Source organism: Anaeromyxobacter oryzae, from assembly GCF_023169945.1.
GTDB lineage: Bacteria > Myxococcota > Myxococcia > Myxococcales > Anaeromyxobacteraceae > Anaeromyxobacter > Anaeromyxobacter oryzae.
This window is the reverse complement of sequence record NZ_AP025591.1, coordinates 5,485,571-5,498,358: the sequence shown is the minus strand read 5'-3', so window position 1 is coordinate 5,498,358 and position 12,788 is coordinate 5,485,571. Positions and strand designations below refer to the sequence as shown.

The following is a 12,788-nucleotide window of genomic DNA, read 5'->3' as shown; positions in this document are numbered from 1 at the left end:
GAAAAGCGCGGGAGGAAAGCTGCGCACCGCTCGCCTGCCGGGAACGCCCCGCCTCCGGAACGCCCCGGCGCGCCCTTCGACTCCGGCGCTGCTTCGCACCGCCTGCGCTCAGGGCGACCGGATCCCTCAGCCACGCTCGGGGGACGGGATCCCCGGCCATGCCGGGGTCCCGCCCTCGCTCACCCGAACAGCAGCTCCATCTCGCGGCGGACGCGGACCACCTCTGCGTCCTCGTCGAGGGCGACGTCCGCGAGCGTCACCGGCGCGTCGGCGGCGACCGCGCGCACGAGGGGGACCCCGGTCGCGAGGCCGATGGGCAGCGCGCGCAGCCGGCGCGACACCTCGGCCGGGACGAGGCGCCCGTACACCGCGTACCCGCCCTCGCCGTCGAGCTGCGCGCCCGGCGCGAGGTCGCGGCGCGCGACGGCGATGACATCCGCGCGCCACGCCACGGGCTCGCCGGTGGACTCCCCGCGGAGCGCGGCGGACGCGACGCTCACGCCCAGCTCGAGCCCGGCGAGGTGCGCCGGGCGCCACAGCGCCGCGTACCGCCCGGAGTCGTCCGTCGCGACGCCGTGCTCGCCGAACGCGGTCGCCACGTGTCGCGACGACGCCGCGATCACCACGAAGACGCCGTGCCGGAGGTCGTCCGGTACCGGCGCGCCGTCGCGCTCGATGCTCGAGACCACCTCGACCTGCCCCGCGCGCGCGAGCACGCCGCCGTCCGCCTCGGGCCGGAGCACGCGCGGGAGCTCGCGCGCGCCGCAGGGGTGGAACCCGAGGCCGTTCGGCGGGGCGTCGAGGCCGGTCGCGTTCGCGACGATCGCCATCTCGACGGCCGACTTCGTCCCGTCGAGCACCGCGTTGTACCGCCGCGCGTTCAGCCCGGCGGCCGCCGCCTGCTCGGGCGTGACGCCCGTGTCCGCCCACACCGTCTCGGGCGTGGAGCGGCGGAACCGGGGCAGGAACCGGGTCCCCTTCCCCGCCGCCACGACGTCGAAGCCGGACGCGCGCGCCCAGTCCACGAGGGCGCAGACGAGGGCGGGCTGATCGCCGTTCGCGAGGGAGTACACGCCGCCGCCCTGCCGGACCCGCTCCGCGAGGAGCGGGCCCGCGAGCGCGTCCGCCTCCGCGTTCGCCATCACCAGGCTCTTCGCCGTCGCGGCGCAGGCGAGCGCGTGGCGGACCCCCGCCGCGGGGCTCCCGGTCGCCTCGACGACGATCTCGATCTCCGGCGCGCGGACCACGGAGACGGCGTCCTCGCCGACCCACGTCGTCCCGAGCCGCGCCGCCTCCGAGACGTCGTCCGCGGCGCAGCGCTCCGCGGCGAAGCCGGCCCGCGCGAGGGCGAGCCGGGCGTGGTCCGGCCGCAGGTCCGCGACCGCGACCACGTGCACGCCGGGCGTGCGGCGCGCCTGGGCGAGCCAGGTGCCCCCGAGCTTGCCGGCCCCGACGAGCCCGACGCGGATGGGCCGCCCGTCGGCCTCCCGCTGCGCGAGGAGCGCGGAGAGGGTCATGGCGTTCCTCCGCGGCGCGCCGCGGCGATGGCGCGATCGAGCAGCTCCAGCGGGTGGGCGGCCTCGATCGTGGCGCCGCGCTCTGCGAGGTGGCGCCGGAGCTGGAGCGTGCAGCCAGGGTTCGCGCTCACGACGAGCCGGGCGCCGGTCGAGAGCAGGTTGGCCGCCTTGCGGCTGCCGATCTCCGCCGCGCTCTCCGGCTCGACGAGGTTGTAGACGCCCGCCGAGCCGCAGCACTGGTCACCGTCGGGGATCTCGACGAGCTCGAGCCCCGGGATCGTGGCGAGGAGCCGGCGCGGCTGGTCCACGAGCCGCTGGGCGTGGCCGATGTGGCAGGGCGAGTGGTAGGCGGCGCGGGCGGCGATCGGCGCGCGCGGCGCCCGCGGCGAGAGCGCGGCGAGGAGCTCGGTCGCGTCGCGGACCTTCGCCGCGATGGCCCGGGCCCGCGGCGCGAGCTCCGGGTCGTCCGCGAAGAGGTGGCCGAGGTCCTTGAGGTGAGACCCGCAGCCGGCGGCGTTCACGACGAGCACGTCGTAGTCCTCGCGCTCGAGCCGCTCGATGAGGTCGCGCGCGAGCCGGCGCGCCTCGTCGGCGCGGCCCGCGTGGACGGAGAGCGCGCCGCAGCACCCGAGGCCGCGCGGGGCGACGACCTCGACGCCCTCGGCCGCCAGGACGCGGACGGTGGCCCCGTTCACGTTCGGGAAGAACACGCGCTGCACGCAGCCGGCGAGGAGCGCCGCCCGGAGCCGCCGCTCGCCCACGGCGGGGGTCCGTGCCGGCACCGGCGCGAGCGCCTCCCGGAGCGTGAGCGGCGGCGCGAGGGCCTCCAGCCGCGCGATCGCGGGGAACGCCCGCTGGAAGCCCAGCCTCCGCGCGAGCCATGCGAGCCCGCTCCGGCGCCACGCCCAGAGCGCCAGCGCGGCGACGCGGAGCCGCCGCGGATACGGGAACATCGCGAACACGAGCGAGCGGAAGAGCCGCTCGCGCGGAGACCTCCGGATCGTCCGCTCGACCCGCTCGCGCGCGTCCTCGATGACGTGATCGTACCGCACGCCGGACGGGCACGCGGTGACGCAGGCCATGCACCCGAGGCAGCGGTCGAAGTGCCCGGCGACCACCGGCGAGAGCTCGAGCCGGCCGTCCGACACGGCCCGGAACAGATCGATCCGGCCGCGCGGCGAGTCCATCTCCTCCTGCCAGCTCTGCCACGTCGGGCACACCGGCAGGCAGAAGCCGCAGTGGACGCAGTCCTCGGCGGCGTCGAGCCCGCCGCCGTGCTCGCCGTGCCGCGGCTCCCCCGGCGCCGCCTCGGGGAGGCCGCGCTTCTCCGGCGCGGCCCGGGCGCTCTCGGTGCTCCGTCGTTCGGTCGTCGTCTCGGGCGCCACTTTCAGATCCCCCCCGCCAGCCGGCCCGGCGCCAGGCGGCCGTCCGGATCGAGCTCGTGCTTCAGCCGCTGCATGACCGCGAGGCCGCCCGGCGCGGTGCCCCACGCGTCGAGCCGCGCCCGGAGCGCGGTCGGCGCCGCCGCGACGACCACGGAGCCGTGACCCGCGCGGAGCGCGCCCCGCGCCGCCTCGACCGCGGCGGCGACCGCCGGCGCGGCGCCGTCCTCGAGCGTCCCGGTCACCCAGGCGAGCCCGAGGGTCGGGTAGAGGAGCAGCGCCCCGCCCCGGAGCGCCCGCCCGGCCTCCGCGAGCGAGGCGGCGGCCGCGTCGATCGCCGCCGGGACGAACGCCGCCTTGAGCCACACGTCGCCGGCGGTCCGGAGCGCGTCGTGGCGCGCCCAGGCCGCGGCCTCGTCGGCGCCCGCGAGCCGCTCCGGCCGGCGCCCCTCCGCGACGGCGAGGGCGGCGAGCCGGTCCGCCTGATCCTTCACGCCCGGCCCGAAGCCCTCGAACCGGAGCAGCAGGCGGAACCGGCCGCCCTCCTCCGGGAGGGCGATCGCGGCCGTCGGCTCGAGGAAGGCGGCGGCCGCCGCGCGCGCGACCCCCCGCGCCTCGACGGCCGAGAGGCCCGGCACGACGACGGTCTCGCTCGCCTCCGGCAGCGGGTGCAGCCGCAGGATCACCTCGGCGACGAGCCCGAGCGTCCCGAGCGACCCGCAGAACAGCCGGGGCAGGTCGAAGCCCGCCACGTTCTTCACGACCTTGCCGCCGCCGCGCGCCACCGTGCCGTCCGCGCGCACGACGGTGATGCCGATGACGAGATCCCGGAGCGTGCCGTAGCGCGTCCGCCGCGGGCCGAACCCGTTCGCCGCGAGGAGGCCGCCCAGGGTCGCCCGTTCCGGCCGGGGCGCGTCGAGCGCGAGCCGCTGGCCGTGCGGCGCGAGGTGCCGCTGCAGGGCGGCGAGCGTCAGGCCCGCCCCGACGTGCACGATCTGGTCGGCGGGGGCGTGATCCTTCACGCCGGCGAGGCGGTGCGTGTGCAGCACCGCATCGAGCCTCGCGGGCGCCGCGCCGAGCCCGAGCTCGGTCCCCCCGCCGACGAACGTCACGCAGAGGCGGTCGCGGGCGAGCGCGCTCATCGCGTCGGCCGCCTCCTCGAGCGACGCCGGCTCGAGCGCGACGCGGGCCGGGACGCCGGCCACGACGTCGCTCGCCGCCGCCGTGTGCGCCGCCCAGCTCACCAGCGCTCCGCGAGGCCTGCGACCTCGGCCGGGTGCGGGCGGTAGGGGCCCGGCCGCTCGCCGCAGAGCCGGGGCGTCGGGAAGACCTTGCCGGGGTTGAGCAGCGCCACCGGATCGAACGCGCAGCGGACCTTCCCCATGGTGTCGAGGTCCTCCGGGCGGAACTGCTCGGCCATGTACGCCGCCTTCTCGGCGCCGACCCCGTGCTCGCCGGTGATCGACCCTCCGGAGCGGATGCAGAGGCGCAGGATCTCGCCGCCGAGCCGGGCCGCACGCTCCTCCTGGCCGGGCACCGCCGCGTCGTACAGCACGAGCGGGTGCAGGTTGCCGTCGCCGGCGTGGAACACGTTCGCGACGCGGAGCCCCTCCGCCCTCGCGAGCGCCTCGATCTCCCGGAGCACGCGCGCGATCTCCGAGCGCGGGATCACGCCGTCCTCCACGAGGTAGCTCGGGCTGATCCGCCCCACCGCCGCGAAGGCGCTCTTCCGCCCCTTCCACATGAGCTGCCGCTCCCCCTCGTCGCGCGGCACGCGGACCTCGAGCGCGCCGGCCGCGCGGGCGATCTCCACGGCGCGGGCGGCCACGTGCTCCACCTCCGCCGTCGTGCCGTCCGCGTCCATGAGGAGCGCGGCGCCGACGTCGGGCCAGTCGAGCCCCGTCGCGGCCTTGGCCGCCACGATCGCGAGCCGGTCCATCATCTCGATCGCCGCCGGGAGGATCCCCGCGGCGATGATCCCGGAGACCGCGTTCCCCGCCTCGTCCGTGGACGGGAACGTCGCGAAGAAGGTCCGGGTCGCCTCCGGCTTCCGGAGGAGCCGCAGCGTCGCCTCGACGACGATCCCGCAGAGCCCCTCGCTCCCCACGAGTGCCGCGAGCAGGTCGTAGCCGGGCGCGTCCGGTGCGGGACCGCCCAGCTCGACGAGGCTGCCGTCGGAGAGCACGACCCGGGCCGCGAGGACGTGGTTCGTCGTGAAGCCGTACTTGAGACAGTGCGCGCCGCCGGAGTTCTCCGCGACGTTGCCGCCGATCGAGCAGACGCCCTGCGAGGACGGATCGGGCGCGTAGTACCAGCCCTTCCCCGCCACCGCGCGCGTGACGTCGAGGTTGATCACGCCCGGCTCGACGCGGATCCACCCGTTCTCGAGATCGACCTCGAGGATGCGGCGCATCCGGGCGAGCGACAGCACCGCGGAGCCGATCACCGGCCTCGCTCCGCCGGAGAGCCCCGTCCCCGCGCCGCGCGGAACGAGCGGGACGCCGGCCTCGGCGGCGATCCGCACGACTGCCTGAACATCCTCCGCCGTGCCGGGCAGCAGGACGAGCTCGGGACGGGTCCGGCCGTGGGTGAGGCCGTCGCACTCGTACACGAGCAGCTCGGCCGGATCGCTGATCACGTGCGCGGCGCCGATCGCCGCCGCGAACCGGCGGACGAGCACGTCCGGAGCCAGCGCGTGGTTCGTCGCCTGCTGCATGCGCGCACCTTCCTGGGGACGGAACGCTTTTTTCCCCGGTCCCCGGCGGCGGCAACCTTCGACAGGGTACAGCGTGCCTTTTTCGGTGGCAGCACCTGCGCGCTCGCCGGGTCGCGGCACGCGCCCCCCCGGCGCCGCCGAACCACACGCGCTATCGGGAGGCGGTGCCCTCCCGCCGTGCGCCTCCCGCGCCCGCCGCAGCGCCGCCGCGCACGCTCCGCCGCCGCGCCGCGCTGGTCGTGCCGCTCCGGCCGCCGTTCCGGCTCGATCTCACCGTCCGCCTCCTCCAGCGCCTGCCCGCCCACCCGGTGGAGATCCGCGACGCGGGACGCTACGTCCGCGCCTTCCAGACCCCGGCGGGGGCGGCGGGATGGGTCATCCGCGAGGCGCCGGAGGGAGGCGCTCTCGCGGTGGACCTGTTCGGCGCCGCCGGCGATGCCGGGCCGTGGGTGGCCCGCATCCGGCGCGTGCTCGGGCTCGACGTGGACCTCGGCCCGTTCCACCGGCGCGCGGCCCGGCTCCCCGCGCTCGCGCCGATCGCGCGAGCCGTGTCCGGCGTCCGGCCGCCGCGCTTCGCGGCCCTGCACGAGGCCTTCGCGTCGGTGATCCCGTTCCAGCAGGTGAGCCTCGCGGCGGCCGTCGCGACGCTGCGCCGGGTGGTCCTCTCCCTCTCCGCGCCGGTCCGGCTCGACGGCGTCGTCGCCTGGCCATTCCCCTCCGCGGAAGCGTTCGCCGCCGCGCCCGCCCGCGTCCTCCGCGCCTGCGGCCTCTCGGACGCGAAGGCGCGCGCGCTCCAGGGCGCGTGCCGAGCCGTCGCCGACGGGGCGCTCGACGAGGCATCCCTGGAGCGGCTCCCGACGCGCGCGCTGCTGGAGCGCCTCCGGGAGGTCCCCGGCATCGGCCCGTGGTCGGCGGCGCTCCTCGCGCTCCGCGGCTTCGGGAGGCTCGACGTGTTCCCACCGGGCGACGCCGCGGCGGTGCGCCTCCTCGGCGGCCTCGGCGGCGAACCGCTCGTGGAGCGACTCGGGCCGTGGAGCGGAATGCTCTACTACGCGCTCTTTCTCCGCCGGATGATCCTGTCCCCCGAGGGGGCCTCGGCCGGCGGAGGCGCCCCGACGGTGTCGCACGGTCGGTGACGTACCCGTGACGCCGCGGCGGGAGTGATGAGGGTCATGCGCGCCCTCCTCGTTCAGGCCGCTTCGCCCGCGACGTACTGGGGGTACCAGCACAGCCTGCCGTTCGTCGACAAGGGCGCGACGCTGCCGCCGCTCGGCCTCGCGACGCTCGCCGCGCACCTGCCCGCATCGTGGGAGCTGCGGATCCGGGATCTGCACCTGGAGCCGCTCGACGACGCCGACGTCGCGTGGGCCGACGCCGTGCTCGTGACGGGCATGCTCGTGCAGGCGACGTCGATGCACGCGGTGCTCTCCCGCGCACGCTCGCTCGGGAAGACGACGGTGGTCGGTGGTCCCGCCGCGACGACGAGCCCCGCCGCGTTCCCCGACGCGACCCACGTGTTCCGCGGCGAAGCGGAGGGCCGGCTCGGGATCCTCGTGAAGGCGCTCGAGTGCCCCGGCGCATGGCCGCGCGACCTCACGCCGACCGGCGAGGCGCGACCGGATCTCGCGCTCGCCCGCGTCCCCCGCTTCGACCTGCTGCGGCTCGATCGCTACGCCACCTACGCGATCCAGGTGTCGCGCGGCTGTCCCTTCACCTGCGAGTTCTGCGACATCATCGAGATCTTCGGCCGCGCTCCGCGCGTGAAGGCGCCGGCGCAGGTGCTCGCCGAGCTCGACGCGCTGCATGCCCTCGGCGCGCGGGGGCCGCTGTTCATCGTGGACGACAACTTCATCGGGAACCGCCGCGCGGCGGCCCGCCTCCTGCCCGAGATCGCCGCGTGGCAGCGCGCGCGCGGCACCCCGTTCGACCTCTTCACCGAGGCGAGCCTCGACCTCGCCGCCGAGGATGCCCTCGTCGCGGCCATGATCGACGCCAGCTTCTCGGCGGTGTTCGTCGGGCTCGAGACGCCGGACCCCGACACGCTCGCGCGGACGGGGAAGCGCCAGAACCTGAAGGTCGACCCCGCCGCCGCCATCGAGAAGCTGACCCGCGCCGGCCTCGAGGTCTTCGCCGGGTTCATCGTCGGCTTCGACGGCGACGACGCCGCGGCCGTCGATCGGCAGCGCGCCTTCGTGTCCGCGCTCCCGATCCCGCGGGCGATGGTCGGCATCCTCACGGCGCTACCGGGGACGCAGCTCTGGCGCCGCCTCGAGCGCGAGAGGCGGCTCCGGACCGGCGGCAGCGGCGACCAGTTCGACCGCCCCAACTTCGAGACGACCATGGGCGACGAGGCGCTCGTCGCGGCCTACCGCGACCTCCTCGCCGCCCTCTTCTCGCCGGAGGGCTACTTCGCCCGGTGCGAGCGGCACCTCGACCTCTCTCCGCCGCTCCGCGGCGCGCTGCGTCCCGGCGCCCTCGGGACGGTCCGGAGAGCGCTCTGGGGGCTCGGGATCATCGGCCCGCGGCGGCGCTGGTTCTGGCGGCTCGTCCTCCGCGCCCTCCGCCGGGGCCCGGGCGCGATCCCGCGCGCGGTGACGCTCGCGATCATCGGCGAGCACTTCATCCGCTACACCGAGGAGGCGGTGCTCCCGCGCCTCGACCGGCGCCTCGCGGAGATCCGCGCCGAGCGCGCGGCGCGGCGCCCCGCGCTCCGGGTCCTGCCCGGCGGCGCGCGCGCGGCGGCGCCCGGCGGACCGGCCCCATCCGACGCGCGGGAAGCCGTGCCGGCGGGCGTCCCGGCCGCGCCGCCCGGCGAGCGCTGAGCGCCCCCGCTCCGCCCTCCGGCGCGCCCGGCGCCGCCCGCGCCCGACCTCGACCGGCGCCGCTACCGCGCCGTGCCGCCGGCGGCCGGCTTGCCGCCCACGAGCAGGCGACGGCGCGCGAGGTCGAGCCACGCGCGGGTCGCGGGCGAGACGTGGCGGTCGCGCCGCCAGATCATCGCCACGTTCCAGGGGATGGTGTCCTCGCTCATCCGCACGGCCCGGACCTGCTTCGGGTCGAGCTGCCGGCAGATCGTGTCGGGCAGGAGGGCGACGCCGATGTTCGCGGCGACCATCGCGACGAGGAAGTCCCAGTGCGAGCTCTCGCTCACCACGGTGGGCTTGAACCCGCTGCGCCGGCAGGCCTCGAGGATGTGGCCGTGGAGGGCGAACTCCGGACGGTAGAGGACGAACGGCGTGTGCTCGAGCTCGCGGAGCGCCACCGTCCGCCGCGACGCGAGCGGGTGGCTCGGGTGGAGGACCGCCCGGAGCTCGTCGTGCACGAACGGCATCGTGCCGAACGCCTTCTCGTCGGTGGGGAGCACGATCGCGCCAACGTCGAGGTCGCCCTTCATGATCAGATCCTCGATGTGATGCGAGCCCTCCTCGCGCAGCTCGAGGGCGATGCCGGGGTAGGCGCGGTGGTACTCGGCGAGCAGCGACGGGAAGAACACGACGCCGACGATGGGCGGGATGCCGACGCGGAGCCGCCCGCGCCGCAGCGACGAGAGCTCGACCACCTCCTCCTCGATGAGCCGGAGCGAGTCGAGGACGCCCTGGGCGCGCTCGAGCACGACGCGTCCGGCCTCGGTGAGCTTCACGCGGCGGCGCTCGCGGATCAGGAGCGGCGTGCCGAGCTCGTCCTCGAGCGCCTTCACCATCTTGCTGATCGCGGGCTGGGTGACGTGCAGGGACTCGCTCGCTCGCGTGAAGCCTTCCTTGCGCGCGACCTCGACGAAGTACCGCAGGGCCTGTACGTCCACGTGTGCCTCCATTCCCTGTTGTTATGGTGATGATAGCAAGAATGCATTTCCGTCATGAACGGTTCCTCGGTAGTGTGCCGACCATCGCCGCAGGGGAGCTGCTGCCCCGCGAGACGAACGGAGGAAGACGTGAAGAACGAGGAGCTGCTGCGCGAGGAGGAGCTGGAGCCGGCCTGTTCCATGGGACTCGTGAGCACCGCGCTCGCGACCCACAGGGACGCACCCGGCCGCTTCGCGTGGAGTGCACGCGCACCGGCGCGGGAGGTGACCGCCCTGCTCGGCGGCACCGACCCGCTGCCGCCGCTCTGCGCCGAGGACTTCGTCTTTCCGGTCTGACGCAGCGAATCCCGCGCCCCGTTCTTGACCCGATCGCCGCGGGCCCATAGGCTCGCAAGGCGGGTCGTCGCAAGGGGGGCGACGGGGGATGCCAGGGTCCATCACGACATTGATGGCCGAGAGCCGCGCGCCGCGTGCGCGACGGCTCGCCGTGGTCTCCGTCGCCGCCTTCGTGGCGTTCTGGTTCTTCGACGCGGCGGTCGACGCCTACATCTGGCACGAGGGCACGCTCCGCGAGACCCTCGTTCGCCCGGAGCCGATCGAGCTCTGGTTCCGGGCGGTCGTCACCGCGCTCGTCGTGCTGGTCTACCGCGGACGCTGGGCGTCGGCGCGCCTGCGCCTCCTCTACTCCGCGCTCGACGCCGCACCCGACGGGATCCAGGTCGTCGACCTCCAGGGGGGGATCGCGTACTCGAACGCGGCGGTCGAGACCATCTACGGCTTCTCGCCGGACGAGTTCCACGGGCGCAACGTCAACGACATGAACGCGGACCCGACCTTCGCGGCGCGGGTCATCCTGCCCGCGATCCAGCGCGAGGGGCGCTGGGCGGGCGAGATCGAGGTGAAGCACAAGGACGGGCGGACGTTCACGATCTGGCTCAAGACCTCCGTCGTGCTGAACCGCCGCGGCACCCCCATGGCGGCCATCGGCGTCATCCGCGACATCGCCGAACGCAAGCGCCAGGAGCAGGAGCTCCGGAACTACGCGCGCCAGCTCGAGGAGGCGACGCGCATCAAGGACCTGTTCGCGGACATCCTCCGCCACGACCTGCTCGGCCCGGCGGCGGCGATGCAGATGTCGGTCGAGACGCTCCTCAAGCAGGGGCCGTCCTCGCCGGCCGCGGCCCGACTCCTCGCCGGCGCGAAGCGGAGCTGCGCGAAGCTCACCGACATGATCGAGGCCGCCGCCACGTATGCGAAGCTCTCCGCGGCGCGCGACATCGAGTTCGGGACCGTGGACCTCGGCGGCGTCCTGAACGCCCTCCCCTACGAGTTCGAGCTGCCGCTCGCGGAGCGGAACGCGCGCCTCACCGTCGATGCGCCGGGCGCGTACCCGGCGCGGGCGAACGAGATCGTCTCGCAGGTCTTCTCGAACCTCGTCTCGAACGCGATCAAGTACGGTCCTCCGGGCGGCACGATCGAGGTCGCGGTCTCGGACGCCGGCGAGCGCTGGCGGGTGTCGGTCGCAGACTCCGGCGAGGGGATCCCGGATGCCGACAAGGAGCGCGTGTTCACGCGCTTCGAGCGCGCCGCGAAGGAAGGCGTGAAGGGCACGGGGCTCGGCCTCGCCATCGCGCGCCGGATCGTGGACCTGCACGGCGGCCGGATCTGGATCGAGGACAACCCGCGCGGCGGCGCGGTGTTCTGCGTCGCGCTCCCGAAGGCGTAGGCGCTCGCGGGTTCGCCCGCCCGGGCCACTCGCCGGGTCGTCCCGCCGGCGGGCGACCGCCCGCGCGCCCGCCGGCGTGCTACAGTCGGGCTCGTCGGTGCTTGACCGGCCCCTGGGACGCGTTATCTAGGGACCGTTGGTCTTTGGTTCGCCAGGGGGCGAACTGGTTTCGACGGAGGACGGAAGGCGTCTGGTGCGCGCCGTGGTTGGTCACGAGGCCACGTAAAAACGGGACCAAGCAGAAACGCGAACGAGCCCATGGCTCTCGCGGCCTAACTAAAGGCCGTGCGTTCCCCCGGAAGCGCCGGGTACCGGGTGTGGACGTCAGCTCCGGCTGGACCGAAGCGGGAAGCGACCCGCCTTGCCTCGGTCGAGATCAAAGGGTGAGGACGTGAGCGGTTGCAGGTCCGGAGGCTGCCGCTCACGTAAATTCTCCGGGCTACGCGCGTAGGGCCATTCACTGGAAGTCTTTCGGACCCGGGTTCGATTCCCGGCGCCTCCACTCAGAAGCCCCCGTGACCCGGGGGCTTTTTTCTTGCGGAAGCAAATTGGTAGCAGGTGCTTGGTACCGAGGTCCGGGTTCCAAAGACTTGGGTGTTGGACGGGACCCAGCATCTTGAACTGGGTCCTCCTCTTACCGTAACGACTGCGACCGAGAACGACCGCCGCCGTGGGGCGCGCAACTCCGCGCCTGCACCGTCAGTCTCGGGATGTATGGAAGCGATCTGGAATTCGGAGGTCCTCCGTGCCCCCATCCTCTCCGCCGCTCCAGTCGGTGCTCGACCCCTTCGTCGAGAGCTTCGGCGGGGAACTCGTATCAGGGCTCGTCCCGACCCAGCATCCCCAGCCTGAGCAGGCGGACTATCTCTTTCGTGAGCATGGCGTGATCGCCGAGCTCAAGGCACTCGAAGTGGACAGCTTCGGTGAGGCGTACTCGAGAAAGCTCGGAGAGCTGACCCACGACTGGATGCGGCGTGGCCTCATGCTCGTGTACGGACGGGCGCGCATCGAGATGCACCGGCTTCACCGCATCTGTCAGAACGAGTGGATGGAGGTGCTGACCGAGCCGCTCCAGAAGAAGGTCGTCGCAAAGGCGAACCGCCAGCTGAGGCAGACAGCGGAACTGCTCAACATGCCCAGTGCGAAGGGAGTGCTCTGGGTCGCGAGCGACGGAAACCTTGATCTCCAGCCGCACGACGTCTGGAGGCTGATCGGCAGGATTCTGCGAAAGAAGAACGAGGACGGATCGCGCCAGTATTCGAGCATCGACGGCGTTATCTACTTCAACCCTAGGACGCCCGTGCGGGTTCCAGGAAGCCCAGACGCCGGGATGTTGTGGGTGAGCCACGCACGAGACGACGATCCCGCACTGCTCGCCTTTTTCGAGGCGCTGTCGAACGCGTGGGCCGACCACCTGAGGACGAAGGCCGCCGCGCAAGGCCAGACCTTCACGCAATTCGCGAGCCCGCCCGACATGAGCGCATTCCGGTTCTACGGATCGAGGCCGACGCTGCCCCGTGCGACGGCGTCGCCAAAGACCAAGTAGGGGCTGAGCGCCAGCGCGGCCGCCCCGACCGATCCTCGGATCGCGGGTCGCGTTGTGCGGTGATTCAGGTTCCAGGTCAGGATGCGCAAGGCATCTGGG

General features: G+C 74.3%; 10 protein-coding genes and 1 other RNA gene. 6 read left to right on the top strand and 5 right to left on the bottom strand.

All coding sequences use genetic code 11. The features are described 5' to 3' along the window. Positions 1-179: 179 nt before the first annotated feature. The 4 genes from AMOR_RS23905 to AMOR_RS23890 are packed head-to-tail and all read right to left on the bottom strand — an operon-like array spanning position 180 to position 5,615. Complete coding sequence (locus AMOR_RS23905; RefSeq protein ID WP_248354869.1) at positions 180-1,517, bottom strand: NAD(P)H-dependent oxidoreductase; 1,338 nt, start codon at positions 1,515-1,517, stop codon at positions 180-182. Continuing rightward, a complete protein-coding gene (locus AMOR_RS23900) occupies positions 1,514-2,902 on the bottom strand; it encodes a (Fe-S)-binding protein (RefSeq protein ID WP_248354867.1) in 1,389 nt (462 codons plus the stop codon). Before AMOR_RS23900 ends, AMOR_RS23905 begins: the two co-directional genes overlap by 4 nt. Positions 2,903-2,904: 2 nt before the next feature. After that, positions 2,905-4,143, bottom strand: coding sequence for an FAD-binding oxidoreductase (locus AMOR_RS23895; protein WP_248354865.1), 1,239 nt, complete (start codon positions 4,141-4,143; stop codon positions 2,905-2,907). Further along, positions 4,140-5,615 (bottom strand): FAD-linked oxidase C-terminal domain-containing protein, encoded by a 1,476-nt coding sequence (locus AMOR_RS23890; RefSeq protein WP_248354863.1) that lies wholly within the window; start codon positions 5,613-5,615, stop codon positions 4,140-4,142. Before AMOR_RS23890 ends, AMOR_RS23895 begins: the two co-directional genes overlap by 4 nt. Positions 5,616-5,779: 164 nt before the next feature. Between AMOR_RS23890 and AMOR_RS23885 the strand changes: the two genes are divergently transcribed. Together AMOR_RS23885 and AMOR_RS23880 are read left to right on the top strand one after the other, a co-directional pair. Further along, on the top strand, positions 5,780-6,751 hold the full coding sequence (locus AMOR_RS23885) for a DNA-3-methyladenine glycosylase family protein (protein WP_248354861.1): 972 nt from the start codon (positions 5,780-5,782) through the stop codon (positions 6,749-6,751). A 36-nt stretch (positions 6,752-6,787) separates the two neighbouring features. Continuing rightward, positions 6,788-8,437, top strand: a complete 1,650-nt coding sequence (locus AMOR_RS23880) for a B12-binding domain-containing radical SAM protein (RefSeq protein ID WP_248354859.1) — start codon at positions 6,788-6,790, stop codon at positions 8,435-8,437. A gap of 62 nt (positions 8,438-8,499) precedes the next feature. On the opposite strand, the gene AMOR_RS23875 is transcribed toward AMOR_RS23880, so the two are convergent. After that, positions 8,500-9,417 carry a LysR family transcriptional regulator gene (locus tag AMOR_RS23875; protein ID WP_248354857.1) on the bottom strand — a complete coding sequence of 306 codons (918 nt, stop codon included), beginning with the start codon at positions 9,415-9,417 and terminating at the stop codon, positions 8,500-8,502. Between the two features lie 129 nt (positions 9,418-9,546). Here AMOR_RS23875 and AMOR_RS23870 point away from each other — a divergent pair, with 129 nt between their 5' ends. The 4 genes from AMOR_RS23870 (at position 9,547) to AMOR_RS23855 (ending at position 12,689) form a co-directional block, all read left to right on the top strand. Then, positions 9,547-9,753: a hypothetical protein gene (locus AMOR_RS23870; RefSeq protein WP_248354855.1), complete on the top strand. Its 207-nt coding sequence runs from the start codon at positions 9,547-9,549 to the stop codon at positions 9,751-9,753. Positions 9,754-9,865: 112 nt separating this feature from the next. Then, positions 9,866-11,143, top strand: a complete 1,278-nt coding sequence (locus tag AMOR_RS23865) for a PAS domain-containing sensor histidine kinase (protein ID WP_248354853.1) — start codon at positions 9,866-9,868, stop codon at positions 11,141-11,143. 154 nt (positions 11,144-11,297) lie between these two features. Continuing rightward, positions 11,298-11,648: a transfer-messenger RNA gene (ssrA, locus tag AMOR_RS23860) on the top strand. A 240-nt stretch (positions 11,649-11,888) separates the two neighbouring features. Continuing rightward, positions 11,889-12,689, top strand: coding sequence for a hypothetical protein (locus AMOR_RS23855; protein WP_248354851.1), 801 nt, complete (start codon positions 11,889-11,891; stop codon positions 12,687-12,689). The last annotated feature ends 99 nt before the right edge of the window (positions 12,690-12,788 follow it).